This window comes from Bacillus chungangensis, from assembly GCF_030812995.1.
GTDB lineage: Bacteria > Bacillota > Bacilli > Bacillales > Bacillaceae_C > Bacillus_CF > Bacillus_CF chungangensis.
The window spans coordinates 86,064-111,259 of record NZ_JAUSTT010000003.1 but is presented as its reverse complement, the minus strand read 5'-3'; the positions used below and the strand labels follow the sequence as shown (position 1 = coordinate 111,259).

General features: G+C 37.9%; 24 protein-coding genes and 1 pseudogene. 21 read left to right on the top strand and 4 right to left on the bottom strand.

The genetic code is table 11. From position 1 onward, the window contains the following. Positions 1-4 precede the first annotated feature (4 nt). Both J2S08_RS03635 and J2S08_RS03630 read left to right on the top strand, forming a co-directional pair. Positions 5-339 (top strand): annotated as a pseudogene (locus J2S08_RS03635) (DUF6262 family protein). Positions 340-727: 388 nt separating this feature from the next. Further along, on the top strand, positions 728-1,957 hold the full coding sequence (locus tag J2S08_RS03630; RefSeq protein ID WP_307226764.1) for a Bcr/CflA family multidrug efflux MFS transporter: 1,230 nt from the start codon (positions 728-730) through the stop codon (positions 1,955-1,957). A gap of 297 nt (positions 1,958-2,254) precedes the next feature. Here J2S08_RS03630 and J2S08_RS03625 read toward each other — a convergent pair whose 3' ends face one another. Then, positions 2,255-2,731: a DUF3278 domain-containing protein gene (locus tag J2S08_RS03625; RefSeq protein WP_307226762.1), complete on the bottom strand. Its 477-nt coding sequence runs from the start codon at positions 2,729-2,731 to the stop codon at positions 2,255-2,257. Position 2,732: 1 nt separating this feature from the next. Beyond that, entirely contained in the window at positions 2,733-2,927 is a 195-nt protein-coding gene (locus J2S08_RS03620; protein ID WP_307226760.1) for a helix-turn-helix transcriptional regulator, read from the bottom strand. Positions 2,928-3,316: 389 nt separating this feature from the next. Here J2S08_RS03620 and J2S08_RS03615 point away from each other — a divergent pair, with 389 nt between their 5' ends. The 18 genes from J2S08_RS03615 to J2S08_RS03530 all read left to right on the top strand — a co-directional run bounded on the left by J2S08_RS03615 (position 3,317) and on the right by J2S08_RS03530 (position 20,604). Continuing rightward, positions 3,317-4,018, top strand: coding sequence for an N-acetylmuramoyl-L-alanine amidase family protein (locus tag J2S08_RS03615; RefSeq protein WP_307226758.1), 702 nt, complete (start codon positions 3,317-3,319; stop codon positions 4,016-4,018). Between the two features lie 106 nt (positions 4,019-4,124). Then, positions 4,125-4,916 (top strand): arylamine N-acetyltransferase family protein, encoded by a 792-nt coding sequence (locus J2S08_RS03610; RefSeq protein ID WP_307226756.1) that lies wholly within the window; start codon positions 4,125-4,127, stop codon positions 4,914-4,916. A gap of 151 nt (positions 4,917-5,067) precedes the next feature. Then, the gene (locus J2S08_RS03605) at positions 5,068-5,640 is read left to right on the top strand and encodes a TetR/AcrR family transcriptional regulator (RefSeq protein WP_307226754.1); all 573 of its coding nucleotides are present in this window, start codon (positions 5,068-5,070) and stop codon (positions 5,638-5,640) included. A 68-nt stretch (positions 5,641-5,708) separates the two neighbouring features. Further along, a complete protein-coding gene (locus tag J2S08_RS03600; RefSeq protein ID WP_307226753.1) occupies positions 5,709-7,040 on the top strand; it encodes an MATE family efflux transporter in 1,332 nt (443 codons plus the stop codon). Positions 7,041-7,798: 758 nt separating this feature from the next. Further along, complete coding sequence (ureA, locus tag J2S08_RS03595; RefSeq protein ID WP_307226751.1) at positions 7,799-8,101, top strand: urease subunit gamma; 303 nt, start codon at positions 7,799-7,801, stop codon at positions 8,099-8,101. Between the two features lie 24 nt (positions 8,102-8,125). After that, a complete protein-coding gene (ureB, locus tag J2S08_RS03590) occupies positions 8,126-8,479 on the top strand; it encodes an urease subunit beta (protein ID WP_307226750.1) in 354 nt (117 codons plus the stop codon). Further along, on the top strand, positions 8,476-10,191 hold the full coding sequence (gene ureC / locus J2S08_RS03585; RefSeq protein ID WP_307226748.1) for an urease subunit alpha: 1,716 nt from the start codon (positions 8,476-8,478) through the stop codon (positions 10,189-10,191). Before ureB ends, ureC begins: the two co-directional genes overlap by 4 nt. 347 nt (positions 10,192-10,538) lie before the next feature. After that, positions 10,539-10,979 (top strand): urease accessory protein UreE, encoded by a 441-nt coding sequence (locus tag J2S08_RS03580; protein WP_307226746.1) that lies wholly within the window; start codon positions 10,539-10,541, stop codon positions 10,977-10,979. Then, complete coding sequence (locus tag J2S08_RS03575; protein ID WP_307226744.1) at positions 10,921-11,661, top strand: urease accessory protein UreF; 741 nt, start codon at positions 10,921-10,923, stop codon at positions 11,659-11,661. Before J2S08_RS03580 ends, J2S08_RS03575 begins: the two co-directional genes overlap by 59 nt. 23 nt (positions 11,662-11,684) lie before the next feature. Continuing rightward, entirely contained in the window at positions 11,685-12,305 is a 621-nt protein-coding gene (gene ureG, locus J2S08_RS03570) for an urease accessory protein UreG (protein ID WP_307226742.1), read from the top strand. Between the two features lie 7 nt (positions 12,306-12,312). Next, positions 12,313-13,140: an urease accessory protein UreD gene (locus J2S08_RS03565; RefSeq protein ID WP_307226740.1), complete on the top strand. Its 828-nt coding sequence runs from the start codon at positions 12,313-12,315 to the stop codon at positions 13,138-13,140. After that, positions 13,137-14,696: an ABC transporter substrate-binding protein gene (locus J2S08_RS03560; RefSeq protein WP_307226738.1), complete on the top strand. Its 1,560-nt coding sequence runs from the start codon at positions 13,137-13,139 to the stop codon at positions 14,694-14,696. Before J2S08_RS03565 ends, J2S08_RS03560 begins: the two co-directional genes overlap by 4 nt. Next, the gene (locus tag J2S08_RS03555; protein ID WP_307226737.1) at positions 14,689-15,654 is read left to right on the top strand and encodes an ABC transporter permease; all 966 of its coding nucleotides are present in this window, start codon (positions 14,689-14,691) and stop codon (positions 15,652-15,654) included. Before J2S08_RS03560 ends, J2S08_RS03555 begins: the two co-directional genes overlap by 8 nt. After that, positions 15,651-16,475 carry an ABC transporter permease gene (locus J2S08_RS03550; RefSeq protein WP_307226736.1) on the top strand — a complete coding sequence of 275 codons (825 nt, stop codon included), beginning with the start codon at positions 15,651-15,653 and terminating at the stop codon, positions 16,473-16,475. The genes J2S08_RS03555 and J2S08_RS03550 overlap by 4 nt, the downstream gene beginning before the upstream one ends. A gap of 5 nt (positions 16,476-16,480) precedes the next feature. Further along, positions 16,481-17,293, top strand: a complete 813-nt coding sequence (locus tag J2S08_RS03545; RefSeq protein ID WP_307226733.1) for an ABC transporter ATP-binding protein — start codon at positions 16,481-16,483, stop codon at positions 17,291-17,293. Continuing rightward, positions 17,274-18,071, top strand: a complete 798-nt coding sequence (locus tag J2S08_RS03540; protein ID WP_307226732.1) for an ATP-binding cassette domain-containing protein — start codon at positions 17,274-17,276, stop codon at positions 18,069-18,071. Before J2S08_RS03545 ends, J2S08_RS03540 begins: the two co-directional genes overlap by 20 nt. Before the next feature lie 341 nt (positions 18,072-18,412). Continuing rightward, a complete protein-coding gene (locus J2S08_RS03535) occupies positions 18,413-19,903 on the top strand; it encodes an MDR family MFS transporter (RefSeq protein ID WP_307226729.1) in 1,491 nt (496 codons plus the stop codon). A gap of 293 nt (positions 19,904-20,196) precedes the next feature. Next, entirely contained in the window at positions 20,197-20,604 is a 408-nt protein-coding gene (locus J2S08_RS03530) for an NUDIX domain-containing protein (RefSeq protein ID WP_307226728.1), read from the top strand. A gap of 546 nt (positions 20,605-21,150) precedes the next feature. Here J2S08_RS03530 and J2S08_RS03525 read toward each other — a convergent pair. Then, positions 21,151-21,867, bottom strand: coding sequence for a GTP pyrophosphokinase (locus J2S08_RS03525; RefSeq protein WP_307226960.1), 717 nt, complete (start codon positions 21,865-21,867; stop codon positions 21,151-21,153). A gap of 269 nt (positions 21,868-22,136) precedes the next feature. Further along, positions 22,137-22,640, bottom strand: a complete 504-nt coding sequence (locus J2S08_RS03520; protein WP_307226726.1) for a GbsR/MarR family transcriptional regulator — start codon at positions 22,638-22,640, stop codon at positions 22,137-22,139. 204 nt (positions 22,641-22,844) lie between these two features. On the opposite strand from J2S08_RS03520, the gene J2S08_RS03515 reads away from it, so the two are divergent. Then, a complete protein-coding gene (locus J2S08_RS03515) occupies positions 22,845-25,163 on the top strand; it encodes a S9 family peptidase (protein WP_307226724.1) in 2,319 nt (772 codons plus the stop codon). Positions 25,164-25,196: the final 33 nt, after the last annotated feature.

Genomic DNA, 25,196 nt, shown 5'->3' with positions numbered 1-25,196 from the left:
TAAGATAGTTTGCCGAAAAGAACAATTGAAAAAAATCCATGAGAGCCGTAAAGCAAATACGGCTCTGAAAGGGGATATAGCATCAAAAGGCTTTTAAAAGTAATTGAAAGCATTAATTTTAACAGTGTGTCAAAGGAAGCCGGCATTGCAAAAGCAACGTTATACAGCAACGACGACTTCCTTTCGAGAATTGAAATATTAAGAAATCAACAATCGCAAGTACCCAGTCCAAAACAAGTGAAGAGAAATGAATGAAAGTAACAAGGATGCTTTCTAGAAGATGAAAACAAACAATTAAGAGAACAACTCATCGTAGCTTACGCAGATAACATTATTTAACTTTATTCAATTGTGTAGTTGCGTTGGATAAATGAAGAGAGTAGCAGATCCATCCAGGGAAGCTTTGACAGGATAAATTTGAGCCATAATCGACTCAGCAAAGAAAAAAGTTAGACGTAGCCCGCTGATAACTGAATTATTTTGCGGGGTTTTTGGCGTTATAGAGCACCAATTCCAAAGGCTGCACGATTGGAATTGGTGCAAATTTTTGAATAACAATAGAATGTGCTGTATAATATCTATTTATTCTATATAAGTGGCAAGTGACACTGACTTATATTTAGATAAGATTTTTGATCTTATAAATTCTTTTTCTAGTAAGTGCGGGATATATTGATATAGAGAATATAGTTTTGATTTATTAATTGTTTTAGGAAGAGGTTTATGAATGAAAAATACATTAGCAAAAGAAGCATATTATCCTACTAATAAAGGTGATGCCAACCGTATATTTATGGCTTTACTGCTTGGATCATTATCAGCCTTTGGCCCTTTGTCCATTGACATGTATTTGCCGTCTTTGCCAATTTTAGCAAATGATTTCGGAACGACTGTATCGATTGCACAGCTCAGTTTAACAGCTTGTTTACTTGGTTTGGCACTTGGACAGTTAATTATGGGGCCTCTTAGTGATATATACGGCCGTCGAAAACCGCTTATGATAGGCCTAGTCATATTTACGATCGCTTCTGTTCTGTGCATGTTGATTCCCTCTATTTGGAGTCTGATTGCGATGCGTTTGCTGCAAGGAATTGCTGGAGCAGCAGGGATTGTTATTTCACGGGCAATTGTTCGCGACTTGTATGCTGGAAAAGAACTGACAAAATTTTTCGCCTTGCTGATGCTGGTAAATGGAGTTGCACCGATTGCTGCTCCGATAGCAGGAGGACAGCTGCTTAAATATGTCACTTGGCATGGAGTTTTTGGTGTGTTGGCGATAATTGGCTTGATCATGTATGTTGCAGTTCTGATTGGATTGCCTGAAACACTACCAAAAGAACGAAAATCGCAAGGTGGGGTCAAATCTACTTTATTGACTTTTAAAAGCTTAATAGTCGATAAAGTTTTTATCGGGTATAGCCTTACTCAAGGTTTTGTCATGGCTGCGATGTTTGCATATATTTCAGGTTCACCTTTTGTTCTTCAAGATATCTTTGGGCTTTCACCTCAAGGGTTTAGCATTGTCTTTGCAGTGAATGGCATTGGCATCATATTAGCTACGCAAATGACAGGAAAATTAGTTGATAAAGTCAGTGAAACGAAGCTGTTGACAGCTGGCCTCATTCTAGCTATTTTCGGAAGCGGTCTAATGCTTATCATGATTATTACTGAAGCTGGTCTTATTCCTGTTCTAATTCCTTTGTTTATTGCAATCGCAAGTGTAGGAATCGTTTCAACAACTAGCTTTTCGCTGGCAATGCAAAGCCAAGAAAAATCTGCAGGCAGTGCATCTGCGCTGCTTGGTCTGCTGCCTTTTGTTTTAGGTGCATTAGCAGCGCCTTTAGTCGGAATAGCAGGGAACGATACAGCAGTTCCGATGGGAGTTGTCATGCTTATTTGCCATGCTGTTGCGATTATGAGTTTTTTATATCTTTCTAGAAATAAAAAGGATGTATAAACGTTATAGAAGCCTGGTGCTGTTACCAAACTTGCGCTTTCGTAAGCCTCCTCTAGGTTAAGAGTTGAATAATCGAAGAAGTCGAGGTCATTGAAAGGAGGCTTCTTCCTCATCTCTGACTTCTCACCTTATTTTTTAAAAATGGTGAAATGAAGGTATAAATGAGTGTCAACGACATCAAAAAAGGACAATTTGAAGAAGCTTTCCCAAATTCCTTTTGGAAAGCTTCTCGAATCGATGTCACAAAATAATACTAGATGATGGAGGCTTCATTCTATAGCTCACCTCATACAATGACTATTCGTCATCTAATAGCTCTTTGTTTTTCTTATATGAACGTTTTAGTGAAATATAGTCCACTAAAAATATGAAAAAACCAGCTAACAGCAGAAGAATAATCAGTTCAAACCATTCTTTCTGTGTACGGGTGATACCAAAAAACAATAAATACACAATTGAAAAAATAACCATAAATGTAATGGATTTAAAGATGATATGACCTTTTTCTTTTGAAAATTCTTGTTCTGTAGAAACATTTGTATATTCAATTCCTGAGAACAAGTACCTTATGAACACGTAAAATAGAAAAGCAACGATACTTACCCCCAATACGAACTCCACACTTAGCCCCCATTGCGGCAATATTCGATTGACGCTAAACATGATTACGAGCACAGAGAGTAGAATAATGGAACCCTCTGCTAAAAAATAAACAACTTTTCGTTCCTTATATTCATCATCTGGCAAGAGAAAAGACAACCATGATTTTTCCATCCTATTCGACCTCCCAAAATAAATCGTCAAGTGTTTTGTCTAACGTTTTTGCAATGGCAATACAAAGCTGAAGACTTGGATTATATTTCCCTTTTTCAATTAATCCGATCGTCTGCCTAGTTGCTTTTACCCGCAGAGCCAATTGCTCTTGCGTAATCGATTTTTCAACACGCGCCAACTTTACTCTGTTTTTCAAATAATCACCCCTATGCAATATATATATTACATAATGTAATTTATATATTACATAAATAGATGTATTTAGTCAAATGAAAATTTGCTCATTTTTCATGTTATGGAAATAACAAATGATTTTAACCCTATATCCGTAACAAAAATGAAACCTTGCTTCTAAACTTAATTGTTTAAGCAAGGAGCTTAAAATAAAGGTTGATTGGATTGGCAATCGTATAGGAAAGCTGCAAAACATCACATTTTTAGTTAGATGGTGTGAGAAAACTTCCACTGATGGAAGTTTTTATATACGAAAAGGGTCATGACTACTTAAGTGAAAGGTGGCACAAGATAACGATAAGGTGGTTTTATAATGAAAGATGTAATGCTTTAGTTGGAAAGGGAGCAGACATGAAAAGACAAAAAATACCCATTCATTTAAGGAGAAAAAACGTTGTTATATTAGTACTATGTGTGCTTTTCATTACTTTTATAACGATTGAAATATATAAACACTCTCCGTTATTTGTAGGATTGACTACGGGTACATCAGTTAAAGCGAACTCTATTTACAAAATTGTGATCGATGCCGGGCATGGAGGAAAGGATCCGGGGGCTAATGGGGCAAGCGGTAAAGAGGAAAAGGAGTACACGCTTGCTCTCTCCAAGAAAATATACGAGTTGCTTAAACAAGAACGAATGTTTGAACCCTATTTAACAAGGGCTGACGATACTTACGTAGCTTTGGCGGATCGAGCAAAATTTGCCAATGAATTAGGCGCTGACGCCTTTATATCTATCCACGGAAATACGTTTAGCGATTCAGAAGTAAGTGGAACCGAGACCTATTATTATGCCAATAGCAGCAGGCAATTGGCTTATGTCTTACATGAACATCTCATCAAAGCACAGGGTTTCCGGGATCGAAATGTACGTAAGCAGGATTGGAAAGTACTTGTTTATAGTGAAGTTCCAGCTGTTTTAGCCGAAATTGGTTATCTGACGAACAATAAAGAAGAAGCAGCGATGTTGGATAGCGATGGGCAAGTACGTACAGCTCAGGCAATAGTAAACGGACTAAAACAATATTTTACGCAGGGGCATGTCAAGTGAAGCATATACAGCATGGTCATAATCGAAAAAGGAAATATTATATGCCTTTCGTTTATTTCAGATAATTGATACACTACTGTAAATAAATGATTGAAAGGTGAAGAAAATGACTATTTTAATGCAACCACTATTAGAGAAGGAAGGCTATTTTCAATTAGAAAATGATTTGGATCGTTTACGTTTTATTCAGGAACAATTTTCCCGTCTGTTCCCATTTGAAAACCTAGATGTTCTTCTTCGTGATGAACGGTCGATAACGGAATCATTTCTGATAGAGAAAATGTTAAATAAAGAGCGTGGAGGCCTTTGTTATGAATTAAACGGGTTGCTTCACCTCGTATTAATACAATTAGGATTTGATGTCATTCTTGCAGCAGCTACAATTTGGTCGGAAGGAAAATGGGTCATTGATCGGACACATGCAATCAACCTTTACAAAAAAGATCACAAACTTTATTTAATCGACAGCGGATTCGGCAATAACTTGTGTCTACAGCCGTTGCAATTGGACGGAGAACCGGTTGTATCTCCTTCAGGTACGTATCGGCTAAGGACTGAAAAAACGGAAAGAGGATCGATCGTCTTCGAACATCTAACGAAGGCTTGCTGGGAATTGCGTTATGCTTTTTATCCAGATGCTATCGGCTGGGAAGACATCAACCGCATGAAGAAATTAATTCACTGCCATCAGGATTCTCCTTTCAATGAAAAATTCCTTTTTGCTCAAATCTTGATGGATGGTACCGTATCGATTACAGAAAATCGATTTCATCGAAGATGGATAGATGGACAAGAGGAAACAATACCTTTTCATTCTAACGAAGAGATGCTACAGAAGCTGAAAGAATACGGAACGCAATCGATTTATGAGGCAGCAGCCTTGTATTTAGACAAATAAATCTGTGATAGTGTGGGACTGCTGTTCATGGCAGTCCTTTTTCCTTGGTGGTGATAAATCTGCAAATAGTTGTAATTAACTAATACTTGAGCTTATTTTTAAATCCTGTTAAAGTTATACTGACGAACGTTCGTTAGGAGGGTGGACAGAAATGAAAGCAGAAATTAGGAGACAAGCAATGAAATTCTTTTCGCGCAACGGATTTGAAGGCGCATCACTTGCGCAAATAGCTGAGGAAGTAGGAATAAAGAAACAGTCGATTTATTCTCATTATAAAGGAAAAGATGATTTGTTTTTAAAGGTGCTGGATGAAGCGTTGGAAGAAGAATATCGTTTTTCAAAGCAATGGCTCCAGAAAAGGAATGTTCCTGTTAAAGATTTACTTTCTCAATTTTTGCATATCTACATGGAGCGGTTTGATTTAGAAGAAGGTTTTAGATTTGGGCTGCGTATGTCCTTTTTCCCACCAGAACACTTGCATGAAGTGATTATGAAAAAGATATACGAGCTTCAAGATCAAATGGAACCCTTAGTGCTTTCCATTTTTCAGAGGGCGCTAGAAGAACGGGTGGTGCATGCTGTCGATGCACGAACAGGGGCGTTAGCATATTTGGCTGTACTAGATGCTGTATGTGTCGAACTGGTCTATAGCGGCAAGGAACGGGCAAAGTCGAAAGCAGATGCAGCCTGGGAAATTTTTTGGAGAGGATTAACATCAAGATAATGAATACTCCAAAACATGATTATTCATATTGAAATGAGTCACATTAGTTTCATTTAGGAGAAGATAGTATGGGTGTTCAACAAGCAAAGATAAATCATCTTGATACTCAACCTGTAGGACGTACATTTGTCAGGTATTTAATTCCATCTCTAGTTGGAATGCTTTTGATGGCAGTAAATTTTGTTGTCGACGGCGTGATGGTTGGCAACAGGCTTGGCCCTATTGCGCTAGCTGGAGTAGGAATCGCTGGACCAGTTTACACGATATTTTTAGCGATGTCGCTTTGGATTGGGATTGGTGCAGCAACTCAGTACTCACAAACGATGGGGGCAAAAAAGAAAAAGCGGGCCCAGTTCATTTTTACACACTCACTTGTTTTTATTTTTGGGGCAACGTTAATCATTGGTCTTATTGCTTTTCTATTCCGTGAACCACTTGCATATGCGCTTGGTGCAAATGAAGAGACATATCCTTTTGTATCTCGTTATATGAATGTTTTACTTCTGTTTGGTTTTGTGTTCACGATTGAAAATGCGTTTAGTGTATTTGTAAGAAATGACGGCGATCCCAATCTTGCAATGTTAGCCTTAATAATAACAGCATTTTCCAATATTGCATTGAACTATGTTTTTCTGTATAAATTAAACCTAGGTGTTGCTGGTGCAGCTTTTAGTACAATCTTGGCAGCATTTCTCGGCATCATCGTGCTTTCTATTCATTTTTTTAAGAAATCGAGTAATTTGCGCCTTGTCCGCTTTAAGTTTGAAAAGAGCCTTTTTGTTCAGACGATGATTATTGGCTTTCCAAGCTTTTTGGCCGAAGTCGGCATCTCAGTTTTTACGATTGCACATAATATTACTTTAGAACGTATAGCCGGTACGGATGGTGTTGCCGCTTTTTCCGTTCTAAATTATGTTCATAGTGTGATGCTGATGATGTTTCTTGGCATGGGAGCGGCGATTCAGCCATTAGTAAGTTATTATCACGGCGCTAAAAGGCACGAGCGTAAACAACAAACAATTAGGATTGCCGTCTGGACAGCGGTTGGAGCAGGCGTATTGTTTTTCTTTATCGGACAATTCGCCGCAAAACCTATTGTAGCGATTTTTGGAGACTTTCCAGATAGTATTAAGCATTTATCTGCAACAGGGATAAAGTTATTCTTTATTGCCTATCTGTTTATGGGCACAAATTTTGTCATGATGACATATTATCAATCTGTTGGACATGTTCGGATGGCTACGTGGATAACGGCATCGCGGGAAATTCTTATGATGATAGTCTTTTTATTCATTCTACCGCCTCTTTTTGGAGTTAACGGTGTTTGGCTAGCGATTCCAATGTCAGAGTTTCTTGTTCTGTTGACAATTTATTTGTATCAAAAACGACGAAGATTCTAAAGGCTGTTCTTTTTTTACAGAAGGACAGTCTTTGATTGTTTGAAACTCCCACAGCTAAAACCGCAGTGGACTAATGTCTGTGGGATTCTTGCTACCAGACACCGAGTGCATTTCTGCTACAGTTGACGTGCCAAATTGCGCTGTGCTATCACCACTCTATATTTAGTGTATATAGCAGATACGGCACTCGTTCTGTTACCAAACGAGTTAGCTTATCGAGTGTTCTAAATGTTTTAACGTCTTTGACATGACGGATTTTAGGGACATGTATCTTTATCCTATCTAAAACAGAGACATATTTTAAACAATGAAAGTAGTAAAGCTACCCCGTTATCTGCCTTACTCTCATCCCAGTCTAAAGACGAGTTAACACCCTTCATGAGCTTTCTTATTCGGAAAATCTGTCATAAAATATCATTAAAAAACAAATAACAAAATTTTTAAACTAAATAAAAAATAAAGGAATAAGTGGATATTAAGTCTGAATAAGTAATAAGTCTTAAAAAAAAGTAAGAATTTTTTCTGAATTTTGTATTGTAAATTTATGTAGAATCATGGTATATTTTACTTGTCAAAATAAAGTCTCCCCAATTTTGACATCTTCCTCCAAATAAAATGAGTTCAACTCACAATGCTACAGCCCTGTAGTTCACCATTACCGGTAATAGTATTTTATATTCGTTTTTCATACAGATGTATAGTAAAAAATTAATAAAAATAAAACTTAATATTCTCATATTTCTGAAGAGGTGGGAAACTTGAAGTTAAATCCAGTTGAAAGAGAAAAATTATTGCTTTATTTCGCTGGAGAGTTAGCCATGCAACGAAAAGAAAAAGGATTGAAATTGAATTATCCAGAAGCAGTTGCCCTTATTAGCCGCTTTATTTTAGAAGGGGCAAGAGAAGGCAAAACGGTTGCCCAATTAATGAGTGAAGGGAAGCATGTGCTGACAATAGACGATGTCATGGAAGGTGTTCCTGAAATGATTTTGGATGTGCAAGTAGAAGCTACATTTCCTGACGGCACGAAGCTAGTAACAGTTCACTCTCCAATTCAATAATACATCTTAAAGGAGGAAACTGTATTGATACCTGGAGAATACAAGGTAGCTGATGGAGATATAGAAATGAATATTGGCCGTAAGACAAAACGACTTCGTGTTAGCAATACAGGGGATCGTCCGATTCAAATTGGTTCTCATTATCCTTTTGTTCAGGCAAACCAATACTTGGTTTTTCATCGAGAAGCAACATTCGGCATGCATTTAAACATTCCTGCAGGCACGGCTGTTCGATTTGAACCTGGTGAGGAAAAGGAAATAGAACTGACTGTATTTGGCGGCGAAGATTACAAACTAGAAATGAATAGCGATTTAGATAAGCAGAAAATAGTAGACAAAGTGGATCATCACCATTTTAGGGAGCTGGTTAATGAATGAAAATTTCCCGTAAAAGATATGCAAGTATGTACGGTCCTACAGTTGGAGATAAAATCCGGCTTGCAGATACTGATCTATGGATTGAGGTTGAAAAAGACTATACATACTATGGTGATGAATGTGTATTTGGCGGCGGCAAGTCGCTTAGAGTAGACATGGGCCAAAATGGTACTAAAAGCCGCAATCAAGGTGTTTTAGATGTTATTATCACGAATGTCATTATCTTGGATTATACAGGAATTATAAAAGCTGATATCGGGATTAAAGATGGGAGAATTGTCGGCATTGGCAAAGGCGGCAACCCACTTACAATGGACGGTGTTCATCCAAACATGGTTGTTGGAGTTGGAACAGAAGTCTTTGCCGGCGAAGGATTGATTGCAACTGCTGGGGCGATTGATACACATATTCACTTTATTAGTCCTGATCAGGTTGATGTAGCCCTTTCGTCAGGTACAACAACGATGATCGGGGGCGGATCGGGACCGGCTGCAGGGTCGAAAGCAACAAGCGTCACTCCTGGTGAATGGAGCATCTATAGAATGTTGGAAGCTGCAGATGAATTGCCAATTAATATTGGTTTACTAGGTAAAGGAAGCGCTTCTAGTCAAGAGCCATTGATTGAGCAAATCAAGGCAGGAGCCATCGGATTAAAAATTCATGAAGATTGGGGAGCTACACCTTCGGCTCTTCATGAAAGCCTTACTGTAGCAGATCAATATGATATTCAAGTCGCGCTTCATTCGGATACATTAAATGAAGCAGGATTTCTTGAGAATACGATGCAAGCAATCGATGGACGGGTTATTCATATTTTTCATACCGAAGGTGCAGGTGGAGGGCATGCTCCAGATATGCTAAAAATGGCATCTTATGCAAATGTGCTGCCAGCGTCGACGAATCCGACAAAGCCGTTTACGATTAACACGATTGACGAACATTTGGACATGCTGATGGTTTGCCATCATTTGTCGCAAAATGTCCCCGAAGATATTGCATTTGCCGATTCAAGAATTCGCCCCGAAACGATAGCGGCTGAAGATATTTTGCATGATCTTGGTGTATTAAGCATCATGTCATCGGACTCTCAAGCGATGGGACGGGTAGGAGAAGTGATTATTCGTACATGGCAGACAGCCGATAAAATGAAGAAACAAAGAGGTGCCTTGCCTGAGGATGAAGGAAAAGGCATGGACAATTTCAGGGCAAAAAGGTTTGTGGCAAAATATACAATTAATCCTGCAATTGCTCAAGGAGTCAGCCATGAAATAGGATCGATTGAAACTGGCAAACTAGCTGATATTGTTCTTTGGGATCCAATGTTTTTTGGCGTCAAACCCGAGGTCGTCTTAAAAGGAGGAATGGCTGTTTATGCCCAAGTAGGAGATTCTAATGCATCCATCCCAACACCGCAGCCAATTATGGCTCGCCGGATGTATGGTGCTTTCGGTAAAGCATGCCATCAGACAAGCATTACCTTTTTACCGAAAATCGCTGTTGAAAATGCTATTCCACAAAAATTAAGTTTACAAAAACGGATCAGTATGGTGAAAAATTGCAGAAATATTTCTAAAGCACATATGAAGTTAAATAATAAAACTCCTGAGATCGACGTTAATCCAGAGACATATGAAGTAAAAGTAGACGGGGAATGTATTCAATGTGAACCGTTAAGTGAGTTGCCGATGGCACAAAGATATTTCTTATTTTAACTGGGCTTCCGAAAAGAATTCTCCCACTTCTAAATGGGGAAGGGCTTAGCCCAATGAAAGTGGGAGATGAATTTTCGGTTGGCCTTAAGCCAAAATATTGTATTTTCTCTAGGGGCAGGGACTGCCCTTATAGCTTGGTAAACATAGATAGCCTAACAAAAGTATCTAGTTCCCAAGAAGCTCCCACTTCAATCAGACCGCAAGGTCGATAAGTGGTGAGTAGTTCACGAAGAAGTAAAAGTTTGTTTCTAAGGAGCAATGTATTGTATTGAAACTTAAGCAGTACTTTGTTCCTAAAGATTTTTCATTTACATTTTAACATCCATTAAAAAAGTGGGGGAAACACGATGAAAGTGGAAAAAATCATTGGCAATATAAAAGATGTAGAAATACAAAAACAGCGGGAATGGGTTGAGCTGGAATGGGAAGAGTTGAATAAACGCATTTTGCGCAAGAAGACAGATAAAGGAACAGACATTGCAATATCTTTAGCAAAAGACGAATCCTTACATGATGGTGATATTTTATACGAAAATGACAATGTACAAATTGTGGTGCGAACAAAATTGGAAGACGTTTTTGTTGTTTCTCCGAAGACAATGAAGGAGATGGGAAAAGCTGCGTTTGAAATAGGGAATCGCCATACACCTTGTTTAATTGAGGAGAATGAAATAATTGTCCGCTATGACCATACATTAGAAAAATTGTTAGACGAGGTGGGTGTTTCTTATGAACGCTCGGAAAGAAGGTTTAAAGAACCGTTTAAATATAGAGGACATCAGCATTAATTTTCGTTTACTCCATCTTTTTCAAATCCATGACTCCGCATTTCCGATCGGCTCGTTCACTCAGTCGTTTGGAATGGAGACTTACATTCAACAAGATCGAATAAAGACTAAGCAGCAATTAATCGACTATTGTCAAGTGTTTCTTGATTATAATCTGGTACACGGAGATGGGATTGTTGTGAAAGCAGCTTTTGAAGCTGCAAAAGAGGAGGATTGGGAACGATTAATTCATCTGGAGCAATTATGTCATGGGATGAAATTAGCGAGTGAATCCAGGGCAGCAAGCATGAAAATGGGCAGGCAATTTTTACATACTGTTATGCTTATCTCTCAACTTGAATCATTAACGATCTGGAAGCAAAAATTAGACGCAAAAGAAGTGAAGGGGCATTATCCGCTGATTTACGGACTGTACGCATCTGGATTAAACATTGATCAAAAAACAATGATATTAACTTTTTTATATGCTTCAATATCTGCGATTGTACAAAACGCTGTCCGTGCAATACCGCTTGGCCAAAATAGCGGAGTGCAGGCGATTTATGAGTTGTTGTCGTCTATTGAAAAAGCAGCAGGTGTTGTGATGAATTGCACGCTTGATGATATCAGCAATAATACATTGGGAATTGAAATGTCGTCAATGGAACATGAGTATCTTTATTCCCGCTTGTTTATTTCATAATGGTTGGAAAGGAGCAGGACTTTATGAGACGGCCAGTATATTTAGGAGTAGGAGGACCTGTTGGTTCTGGCAAGACATCCCTTGTAGAAAGACTGACCCGACAAATGTGCGGCGATTATGAGCTTGGTGTTATTACGAATGATATTTATACGAGAGAAGATGCAGCGTTTTTAATTAAAAATGGTGTACTCGAAACAGAAAGAATTATTGGGGTTGAGACAGGAGGATGCCCGCATACGGCAATAAGAGAGGATGCTTCTATGAATTTCGAAGCAATTGCCGAATTGAATAAGCGATTTGATCAGTTGGATATTATCTTCATTGAAAGCGGCGGTGACAACTTATCAGCAACTTTTAGTCCAGAACTTGTTGATGCCTATATTTATGTTATTGATGTAGCTGAAGGGCAGGATATTCCCCGCAAAGGCGGACCGGGATTAACACGTTCTGACTTTCTCGTCATTAACAAAAAGGATCTTGCTCCATATGTGGATGTCGATTTAGAAGTAATGGCGAATGATGTAAAAAAGACGCGATCAGGAAAGCCGTATGTTTTTACTAACTTAAAAAATAAAGACGGATTAGACAATATTATCGATTGGATTAAATGTGATCTATTATTAGAAGGTGAAAAGTCTGAATGATAGACGAATGGCAAAATTAAATCATAATGGCAAGCTTTCATTACAATTTCAAATACGAAAGGAAAGAACACGGCTAACCGCATGTTTTCAACAACCGCCTTTAAAGGCAAGCCGCGAGCTGTACATAGATGACGACCAGAAAGCGACTGTCTATATAATGGAATCTTCCGGCGGAATGGTTGCTGGAGATCGAAATGAATACGATATTCATTTACAGGAACGTACAAGTGTATGTTTGATTCAGCAATCAGCATTAAAAATATATCCATCAATGGATGGGTTGAGTTCTACCCAGTATATCAATATCAAATTGGATGAAGGTGCCCGTTTAGAATGGCGGCCTGAGGTGATTATTCCTTTTGAAAACGCTATATTTCGCGGTGAGACGATTGTTCAAATGAAACAAAATGCTGAACTGCTATGGGGAGAAATCATTTCGCCAGGACGTGAAAAACGGGGGGAATGTTTTACCTATGATGAGTTGAAGACCGGTTTTCAAATTTGGAAAGAAGGAGAGTGCCTTGTTTATGACACTCTTCGTTTTCTCCCTAAAAACGTCCAGCTAAGGCAAATTGGCATGCTTGAACGTTCTCTATATATCGGTTCCCTTTTCTTTATTTCTCACGAAGCGGAACATATGAATCATAGGGAAATGAATGAACAGCTCCTTCATTCAGAAACGATTAAATCCAGTGTAACAAAGATTGATGATAAAGGGCTTATGTTTAGATGGCTTTCATCTGATTTATGGTTATTAAAAGAACAAATGGAGAAAGTGTGGGATCAGCTTAGTAAAAAGGAATTTGTCAACGAGGATAAAGGAGAAATCAAATGAAAACATTTTTAACGACTAGTTTAGCAGTCCTTCTGCTCATATCTGGATTTTTGACAGGCTGCTCAAAAACGCAAAGTGCAGCACCTTCAAAAGAGAATCATATGCTGATATACGGAACGGAATTTGATGCTGATAAGATCAATCCAATTTTAGATACGACAAGTGTCGATGAAATGATTTTCAGGGGTTTAATGAGATTTGATGAGAACAACAAACCACAGAAAGATCTAGCTCTTTCATACGATGTGTCAAATGATGGGCTAGTGTATGATTTCAAGCTTCGAGAAGGAGTTAAATTCCACGACGGCAAGGAACTAAAAGCCGAAGACGTCGTATTTACAGTTAATAGCATATTGGATGACAATGTAGCATCGAAAGTGAGATCAGAATTTGAAGAAATCCATTCTATCAAAGCTGTCAATGATTATGCAGTACAGATAACGTTAAAACATCCTTTTCCACCTATTCTCGACAAATTGACGATCGGTATTGTACCGAAACATATGTTTAATGGACAAGATATCAATACTGCAGATTTCAATCAGCAGCCAATCGGAACTGGACCTTACAAATTAGAAAAATGGGAAAAAGGGAAAAGTATCACACTTAAAGCTTTTGAAGATTATCACAAAAAAGCAGCAAATATTAAAACAGTGATCTTTAAAATACTTTCTGACAGTACTATAAGAGCGCTTCAATTGGAAACGGGAGAAATTGATTTAGCATACCTTGAACCTAGCCAGATTGCTAAACTAAAAAAATCAGAAACGATAAACATCTTCGAAGTTCCTACAGCTGATTATCGAGCAATGATGTACAACATGACAAAAGATGTATGGCAAGATGTCTCTGTAAGAAAGGCATTCAATTATGCAATTGATAGGAAGAATGTAGTCGATGGTATTTTGAAAGGAAATGGCATTGAAGCTTATTCCCCGCTTCAGATGAACAGCTTTAATTATGAAGATGTCGAGAAATACGAGTATGATCTAGAAAAAGCCGAACAGCTTCTCGATCAAGTAGGATGGGTAAAAGGCAGCGATGGCGTAAGGGAAAAAGAAGGCAAAAAACTAGCCTTTACGATTACGGCGCCTTCATCGGATGAAGTAAGAGTTAACCTAGCGCATTATTTGGTTTCAGCATTTAAGAAGATAGGGGCTGATGTCAAAGTAGATGCTTTAGATTGGAGTGTCATTAAAATTGAAGAAACAGATGCCTTTCTAATGGGATGGGGAAGTCCGTTTGATGCTGATCATCATACATTTAGTATTTTTCATTCGAGCCAAACCGGTAAAAATAATTATAACGCTTACTCAAATGCTCAAATAGATGAACTTCTTTTCAAAGGAAGAACGACTGTTGATGAAGAGCAAAGAAAGCAAATTTATCAAGCATTTCAAGTCGCTCTTTCAGAAGATCCTTCCTATAATTTTATTGCGTACATTCCTGCTGTTTTCGGGGTAAATAAAAAATTTGCTGGCATGAAGGAAAGAACCCTTGGCCACCACGGGGCAGGATTTTTATGGAATTTAGAGGAATGGACAATACGTGAGTAGTCTCTATTTGTTCAAAAGGCTTTTCCAAGGGATTTTTGTCCTGTTTTTGGTAAGCATGATTTCTTTCACTATTATCAATGCAGCTCCAGGTGATCCCGCATTGGCTCTTTTTGGCAATGATGCGCAAAAGTTAACGAATGTGGAGCGAGAAAGAATTAATCAGACATTCGGAGTAGATCAGCCAGCAGCAATTCGGTATTTGAAATGGGCAGGGCAAATGCTGAAAGGAGATATGGGTACTTCTTATAGAGAAGGCAGGAAGGTGTTCGACATTTTGGTGGAGCGTCTTCCAAATACGCTGCTGCTTTTTTCATGTTCAATTGTCCTCATCACGTTGTTTTCAATCTTGCTAGGAATAATAGGAGGGCATCGAGAAAATTCTCTTTGGGGCAAGGTGCTTTCAATAACGAGTATCGTATTCAGCTCCATCCCTGTCTTTTGGCTTGGCATTCTTTGTATCATGTTTTTTTCGGTATATCTTCATCTTTTGCCTTCTTCGGGAACAGAAAGTCTTCAAGGGGGAGGCTGGTTAGATAAATTGTTGCATCTTATTCTCCCAGTTTTCGTCATGACCGTTGTACACGTAGGGATCTATGGGAGATTTATTCAAGAACAAATGAAGGAAGAAAGTAGAAAATACTACGTTCAGCTAGCAAGAGCGAACGGTATGAAAGAAACTTATCTTGTCAGAGGGATGCTGAAAAATGCTTTGCTTCCATACATTCAGTATTTAGGAATGACAATCCCATCTTTCTTTGGAGGCTCTATTGTGATTGAATCGTTATTTTCATGGGCTGGTTTAGGGCAGCTTTCCGTTAAAGCCGCGATGACCAGAGATTACCCTCTTCTTATGGGATGTACGATGATGACCGGTACAGTTGTCATTGTCTGTATCTTATTAACAGACCTCCTTTCATTCGTTTTAAATCCGATGTTAAGGAGGGATTTTCTGAAATGAACAAAAGTCGTACTCATAGCAGCAAAGGGTGGATTTTATGGAGCATCATATTAGCATTCATCGTATTAGCAACGATTTTTGCACCGATGTTATCCAGCTATGATCCACTCGAAGTTATTCCCAATGAAACGTTCGCTTCGCCGGACATAAACCATTTGCTCGGAACTGACAATTTGGGAAGAGATGTGTTTGCCCGCCTTTTATATGGAGGCAGAATATCACTTAGTGTCTCCATATTATCTGTCATTATTTCTACAGTTTTTGGCATCTTATTTGGAGGCATCAGCGGCTATTATAGAGGGTGGCTTGATAGCCTTATGATGAGATTTCTCGATTCCCTTTTGGCGATACCGACTCTTATTATCATGCTCTCACTTCAGGCTGTGATTAGAGGAGGTGTTCTCAGTATGATCGTACTTATTGGGCTAACAAGTTGGATGACAACAGCTAGAATTGTTCGTTCACAGTTTATCGAACTTAAGGAAGCCAACTTTGTAAAGATGGCTCATGTGCTTGGTACACCTTCATGGAAGATTATTATCAATCATCTACTTCAGAATAGTCTCTCTAGTATTGTCATTGTCGCTATTTTTAATTGCGCTAATGCTATTTTTACGGAAGCTACCCTCAGTTTTCTTGGTATTGGCATTCCTCCTCATGTTCCATCTTGGGGGAATATGCTTTACAATGCTCAGAATGATATATTGATTGGTGCATGGTGGATTGGTGTATTTCCAGGAATGATGATTGTCATCTCCCTTTTATCTATTAATTTTCTGGGAGAGTCATTGAATAAAAAATTGAGAATACAAAGAGGGTAGAGTTGATGAACACCATCCTTCAAGCAACAAATCTAAATGTAGATTTTTATGGAGATAAAGGGTGTTTCAAAGCGGTCAACAATATAAGCTTTGATCTTGAAATGTCAAAAATAACTTGCCTTGTTGGCAGAAGCGGCAGTGGAAAGAGTATGACAGCTCTTTCAATTATAAGAAGGATTCCAAATGATGGGAATGTCACTGGCGAAATTCTTTTTCGCGGAGAAAATCTTCTTGACATTTCGGAGCAAAAAATGAATGCAATAAGAGGAAAACATATTTTTTCTATTTTTCAACATCCGATGAATTCTTTTAATTTCAGTGTGAAAATGGGAAAGCAGCTTTTTCAACTAGCAAAAAGCCATGGTGTGGAAAGTAGAAACATTTTCTACGAACAAATGGCTGGCATATTAGAAACATTGAACTTTACTGATCCGGTTTCGATTCTTAATAGCTATCCGTTTCAAGTAAGTGGCGGGATGCTTCAACGGATTGTTTTGGCGATGGCGATCTATATGAAACCTGCTGTCATTATTGCTGATGAACCAACGACAGCGCTTGATGCTGCTGTACAAAAGGGAGTGCTGCAGCAATTAAAGAAAGTGAGAGATCAATTCGGTGTTTCTATTTTTTTGATCACTCATCATTTTGGTGTCGTCGCAGAAATCGCTGATGACGTTATCGTGATGAACGAGGGAATGATTGTGGAGAAGGGAAATGTCTTCCAGATATTTGATCATCCACAGCATCCATATACAAAATCTTTGCTTCAAGCAAGCTTTGAAAAGGAAGTACACCCATATGTTGATGGAAGTGCATGATTTAAAAAAGTATTATCGCAAAAACCTCCTTTTTTTTCGAAAAGATAAAGCGTTAGTAAAAGCCATTGATGGCGTCCATTTTTTTATAAAAGAGAATGAAATTGTCGGGTTGGTTGGCGAGAGCGGGTGCGGAAAAAGTACGCTTTCTCGTTTATTGGTAAAACTTGAAAAAGCGACGGCAGGGAGCATTACCTTTCAAGGTGAGAATATTCTACAATTAAGAAAGGAAGAATGGAAGCGCTGCCGCAAGGAATGCCAAATTATTTTTCAAGATTCCCTATCTGCTCTTAATCCATCTATGAGAATAAGAGACATTCTTAGTGAGCCTCTTAACAATCATTATCGGCTTACTAAGGAGGAAAAGAGAAGCAGAATAACGGAAATGACAGCATCGTTAAAGCTTAATAGAAAGGTGTTGGACAAATTTCCAAAAAGTTTAAGCGGAGGAGAGCTGCAAAGAGTAAATATTTGCCGAGCGCTCCTGCTTGAACCGAAATTGCTTATATGCGATGAAATTGTTTCAAGTCTTGATGTGTCGATCGAGGCTTCTATTCTTGCGTTATTGAAGCGGTTAAATAGGGAGCTTAACATGGCGATTCTCTTCATTTCTCACGATATTAGAGCGGTATCTTACTTATGTGATCGAGTACTTGTCATGAAAAAAGGAAAAATCGTTGAAGTAATTGATAACAAGAATCCTCTCTATAAAGTAAACCATCCTTATACAAAAAAACTGTTTTCGTCACTGCCGATCAATCATCCGTCCAAAAGAGAGTGAACGGTTGCTACTAATTTCTTTGTGTTTAGGAAACATTAAGAATCTAATATTGGTATAGAAAAGGGGCATCTAAAAAAAGGATGCCCCTTTCTTCTAATCATTATTTGAACAAATAATGATTAGAAAATTAATTGTTGTACTGAACATTTTGTTATGCTACAATTTTCAAGAACTATCGGTCAAAAATAAAACCCTTTGGTCAAAAAGGAGGGAGTGAATGAATATGATAAATAAACAAGTAAAGTTATAAAACGATTCAATAAAAATATATATTTCTTGGTTAAAAAACGTCGCCAAGCATATGAATATGTGTTTTATACAAAATCGTAAAGGAGAACGAAATGACAAGCGATATAAAACAAACTAAATATGAATTCTTATCTGAAGATCCAACTGTTAAAGTAATGCCGATTGTTCTTTCATTAATCATTGGTGCATTTTTTGCTACATTAAATGAAACGTTATTAAATATAGCATTGACAACATTAATGACAGAATTCAGTATTTCCATTGCAACTGTCCAGTGGATGGCAACTGGATTTATGCTTGTAATGGGAATTGTCATTCCAATATCAGCTTTATTATTACAGTGGTTTACAACTCGACAGCTATTTTTGAGTACGATGATTGTTTTCACATTGGGAACGGTTATTTGTGCTAGTGCGCCAACCTTTTCCATTTTGTTAATTGGCCGGTTTTTACAAGCAGTTGGAACAGGACTTTTAACTCCAATTATTTTTCATATTTTTCTACTCTTATTTCCGCCTCAGCGCCGTGGAACGATTATGGGGATAATTGGTTTAGTCTTTATGTTTGCGCCGGCAATTGGGCCGACATTGTCAGGTGTCATTGTAGAATACTTAGGCTGGCGCTATTTATTTATCATTGTTATTCCATTTGCCTGTTTTTCAATCATTTTCGCTTATAAATTTTTAGTAAATGTTTCAGATGTCACAAGACCAAAAATAGATATTTTATCAATCGTTTTTTCAACGATTGGCTTTGGATGTGTCGTATTCGGTTTTAGTTCTGCTGGTGAAGCTGGGTTTCTTCATCCAACTGTTTACCTGTCCATCACTATAGGAGTGATCTCAATAATCTGCTTTTCAATAAGACAATTTAAGCTTGAAGAACCAATTCTCAATCTAAGGGTTTTTAAGTTTCCGATGTTTAGAATAGGAGTAGTCATCTATATCATTATTATTATGGCGATGTTGTCTTCAGAAGTTATTTTACCGATGTATTTGCAAGGTCCTTTGGCATTATCAGCTGCCGCCGCAGGGCTGGTATTATTGCCAGGAAGTATATTAAATGGCATCATGTCTCCGGTCATGGGGAATCTATTTGATAAATTTGGACCGCGTAAATTACTTATTCCTGCTGCTTTTATTTTAAGTGCCACGTTGTTCATTTTAAGTAGGATAAGCTTACAAACGCCGGTTTGGTTGATTATTGTCTGTTATATTTTGTTGATGATTTCCGTTTCAGCAATTATGATGCCGACACAAACCAATGCATTAAATCAATTGCCTAAACAGTTATATGCACACGGAACGGCCGTTTTGACGACGCTGCAGCCGGTTGCAGGTGCCGTTGGGGTATCGATATTTGTCGGGCTTATGACTGCGAGACAAAATAATTTATTGAAAAAAACCACGCCTCCTATCGATGCAGCGATATTCAATGAAACATTTGTAGCGGGTGTGAACCTTGTGTATCTTATTGCATTTGGCTTGGCTGTTATTTCTCTTATCTTTTCGCTATTTGTCCACCGAGCAACACCAGCAGAAATGGAGAATAAAGAACAGTCTTCAAGCCTTGATTTAACGTAAATTTGTTTAACAAAAGTTTGGCTTATAAGCAAAAGAGTTTGGTTTATAGAATCATTGATTTGGCTTTATTTATGTACCTACTAGAGCTGTCTTATTGATTAGGCAGTTTTTTTATTGTAACATGATCGACCTCATATTCATGAAGGAAATCGATCTATATCATCCTTAAAATCTAGATTACAAGGGACATCAGAATCGTTTCTTCAGGTAGTCTACCCGATAGTTGCTTGAAATGGTAGAATAAATTTTGGTATTGATAGACGAAGAGATTTAGAGATGGAGGGAAAAACCGCATGGATAATATTCCGCGAGTCGGTGTAGGAGCTGTTATTTTAGACGATCATCATCGTATCTTGCTTGTACTTCGTAAAAAACCGCCAGAAGCTGGCTGTTGGAGCTTGCCTGGAGGAAAAGTTGAATTTATGGAAACAATCGAAGATGCTGTTGTACGTGAGATCAAGGAAGAGTTAGGAATAAAGATTAAAATTGAAAGACTTTTATGTGTCACCAATCATATTGTGGAGTCAGAAGCAGTTCATTGGGTTGCTCCTACTTTTATCGCAAAAATCGTGGATGGAGAAGTTAAAAACCTTGAACCTCATGCGCTACAGAAAGTTGAGTGGTTTCCTATTAATGAGATTCCAGATCAGATTACGATCACTACTAATTGCGCACTGAGTATACTGAAACATAAAAATTGAATTGAATACAAATGGAATATTTTTGGATCTTCCGCCAAGTAGTGGAGCACTAATGTCCTTTTTTGTTATTTTATGACGGAAGGTTATGATTACAAAAAAACATTAGAAAACAGTTAAACACGTCTTTAAGGGATTAAATTCCTGATAAAGATTGCTTTGACCGGGTGTATCTTTGTAATCTTCATATCTCATTCATCATCTCTCCTTTATTATCGTATAGAGTTTTTGTCATCTTACGGAGAAACGCTATTAGCTACAGAAAAAAATCAAAAGCGAGTATAGGATTTATATGTATCGTTATGGGTATTGTTGCTATTTTCCGTGGGGAGGGAGGAAGATTCCCACTGGTGATTCACTTTATCCCACATCTAACTATATTTCGAGGATATCGGTCAAAAAACGTTACAACAGGATAAGGAATACTTTGGGCAGCGATACATCGCAATGAAGAAAAAGCGGGTTCCTTTTTCGAGGACGCCCGCGATCTTAGCCTTTGTTCTACTTCTATGAGTGGGGGATAAGAGAAAACCCCCACTCATGGAAGTTTCACTTTATAAATGAATCTAATAATCCTATTGGCAAATGAAATTTCTCATTATTAATTTGAAGCACATTTAGATCATTTTCAGAAGTTTCTTTTTCCTTCATTTCACTAACCTCTTTATGAAGTTGTTCCATTCTTCGATCTAAATCAGCTGCTAGAACTGCGGCATCTTTTAATTCTTTCGTTAATCTTTCAGGCACATCTTTATTAAATTTATAATAGATTTTGTGTTCCGTACTTGCCCAAAAATCCATGGCAACTGTTCGGATTTGAACTTCAACGTATACATGCTCTTCCCTGTCGGACATAAAAACAGGTATTTTTAAAATTAAATGGAGACTTTGATAGCCGTTAGGCTTTGGACTTTGAATGTAATCTTTGCATTCGATTACGGTGATATCTTTCTGTTGTTGAAGCATCTCGCTTAACTTATAGATATCGGAAATAAAGGAGCAAATAATGCGTATTCCTACAATATCTTTTATATTTTCTTTGATAGATTCCAGCGATACGTCAAGGTTTTTGCGATACACCTTTTTAAAAATGCTTTCAGGTGTTTTTAATCGTGATTTTACATGTTCAATCGGATTGTAATCATGTACATATTGAAATTCCTCTTTCAAAATGTTAATTTTAGTATTCATCTCGTCTAAAGCAAATTTATATGTCATCATAAATCTTGTTAATTCAAGTTTTACATTTTTTATTTCCTTTAACATATCCAAGCATATTCCCTCTTTTCTTGTTGAAACTCCGTCTTGAGTTGTCATGTAATCATTCACATTTCCTAGTTTATGCTAGTTAATCATAAAATCCAAGTAATTTACATGTCAAAGATTGTGAAGGACAGAGCTAAGTGGTAAGGGAAGGGATTATGAATCGAAGCTGCATAAAATATAATAAGACCTCAAACTTAAAGAAAATGATCAGGCTACTCTTGGCATGTTTGTTCAATATTATAAATACTAACTTGAATTAAAATATCCTTTTAATTATCATGGAATTTTTTCCTTTTTAATTCCCATTCTTTGTCTATTCCTGCTAAGCGTTGAAAAAACAGTTCATAAATTAACCTAAAATCCTCTAATCTTTTTTTAGATACATGATAAGTTTCAATCTGGTCTTCAGAAATTGATGATTCTTTTGGCCAGTCTTGTAAAATTCGTTGGGTGCATGATAAAAATTGATTCATTTTTGCTAAGAATGTTTTCATTAGAACTAAGCTAAAATTATTCGCTACCTGATAGTAATCACGTCGATCACTAATTCTAGAGATTTTCATAGACAATCCACTTTTCTCTAATTCTCGAATTCGAATACTTACTGCTGCTTTTGTTACGCCAAGCTGATCAGCCATTTCTTGCAAACTTAACGGTTTAGGCGAAAACAATAAAAGAGAAAAAAGGCGTCCAGTTATTAAACTGCCTCCATCATCACTTAACCTATCCATTTCTTGACTAAATTGATCTTGAAGCTTTTGGAGATCAGACATCATAGTCCTCCTTATCGTTAACAGGATATTTAATGTTGTTAATCATATATGTGAACAACCATAATGTCAAGAAAGCCCATGGGTTTGTGTAAAAGTGAACTATTTTTAATCAATTTTATTGTTGACGAAGGATATATTTTGATTTAACATTAATATCGTTAACAATGTTGTTAACGATATTAATTTTTAGAAGGAGTGATAAAAGTGTACTCAACAATCACACATAAACATTACGAATGTGCCGAGCAGTTGCTAGCTTGGAATACAGTGAAGGATGTATTGAATGGCAAATTGATGCCGCATTGGTTTGGGGAGGAAGGACGTTTTTGGTATCGGAGAGACGTGCGCAAAGGGAATGAAAAGGGGAAGCAATTTGTAGTAGTCGATCCGGTGAGAAATACTAAAGAACCCGCATTTGATCATGTGAAGCTGTCAGATGGTCTCTCACAAGCAACAGGACATGTATATCATCCTGAACATCTTCCATTTGATTCTTACAGTTATGTCAACGAAGGGCGAGCCATTCAATTTAAAGTAGACGAAACAAATTGGATTTGTCATTTAGACCAATATGAATGCAGACAGGGTAAACCATCTAAAGAAATTCCACCTCATGAGTCCTGTTCTCCAGACGGAAGCTGGGCTGTTTTTGTTAAGGAAAATAATTTGTATTTGCGCTGCGTGAAAACAGGAGAGATAAAACCGCTCACGGTTGATGGTGAACCTTATTACGATTATGGAACGCAGCCAGAAGTACGTACAAGTGCTATTTTTGAAAGATTGTATCATCAAAACTTACCGCCAGTAGTTTTGTGGTCGCCTGATTCCAAAAAGTTATTGACACATAGATTAGATCAGCGGAAAGTTCGCACTATGCATCTTCTTCAATCTCATCCTTTAGATGAAACGAAGGCACCCGAAGTACATGCTTACCGTTATCCATTAGCTGGTGATAAGTACCTCCCTCAAGTTAAATTTGTGGTTTTCGATATTGAACAAGGATGTATGATTCCGATAGAGACGGAACCTGTTATTACTGGACTTATGTCGCCACTAACCCCAGAGCTTCAGACCGCTTTTTGGACAGATGACAGCAGCAGCTTCTATTTTATCAGAATGTCCAGAGATTATCGGTCTGTACAATTTGTTGTGGTGGATAGCAATACCGGCAAAGCACTTACACTACTTGAGGAAAAGAGCGAAACCTTTCTGTTTACTGACTTATATAATCTTGGTTTTGGTGAAATGAATATACGATGGTTAAGTAAAAGAAATGACTTCATTTGGCATTCTGAACGAGATGGTTGGTCTCATCTCTATCTATATGATGGATGTACTGGAGCATTAATAAATCGGATTACCTCTGGCTCATTAGTTGTTCGCCGCCTCATATCAGTTGATGAAGAGAAAGGATGGGTTTACTTTACTGCTGGAGGTCAAGAGCCCGGACGTGATCCTTATTATCAACATCTTTATCGAGTGCGGCTAGATGGAACAGAGCTAATGCTTTTGACGCCTGAAGATGCTGAACACGATGTGTTTATTTCCCCGGATTACCACTATTTTGTGGACACCTTTTCACGTGTAGACTTGCCGCCTATGTCGGTGCTGCGCAGAACAGATGGAAGTTTAGTTCGTCATTTAGAAAAGGCTGACATTGAACATCTTTTGAAAAAAGGATACCAAATTCCAGAACGTTTCACAGTAAAGGCTGCAGATGGAATAACAGATTTATATGGTATTCTGATACGTCCAGCTATGGTAGAAGCGGATACTAAATATCCGATTTTAGATTATATTTATGGCGGTCCTCAGCGTATTCAAACACCGAAAAGATTTACTTGGGGTGGAGAAATGCATATTGAGCCAATCGATTTAACAGGTGGAGCACAGACGTTTACCCAGCTTGGTTTTGCTGTTATTTTAATGGATGGCAGAGGCACCCCCTATCGAGAGAAAGCATTTCATGATTATTCCAACGGGCGGCTGGAACGAGCTGCAGGTTTAGAAGATCATGTGGCTGCCATTAAGCAGCTAACGGAACGTTATTCTTTTCTAGATGGAGATCGTGTCGGCATTTATGGTGAATCTGGAGGCGGTTATGGAGCAGCTAGGGCGATACTCGCTTATCCTGATACGTATAAGGCAGCAGTAGCAGGCTGTGGGAATCATGACCAACGTTTCTACTTAGCTTCTTGGGGAGAACGATTCCAAGGAAAATTCGATTCAGAATTATATCAAGAGCAGGATAATACTCGTCTTGTCGATCGTTTAAAAGGGAAATTGCTTCTAGCAACAGGTGATATGGATGATAATGTGCACCCAGCTTCAACGATACGTATGGTACATGCACTCATAAAAGCGAATAAGGATTTTGATTTCTTACTTATTCCTAATCGTCATCATGGTATTGCTGCTGATGTTTACTTTATTCGCCGCCGCTGGGATTATTTTGTCAAACACCTATTGGAGACAGAACCACCTACTGAATATCATATTCAAAACCCAATTTTCCCAAGATGATGCGTTTTAAAGCTGCAATGCACGAAGCAGAAA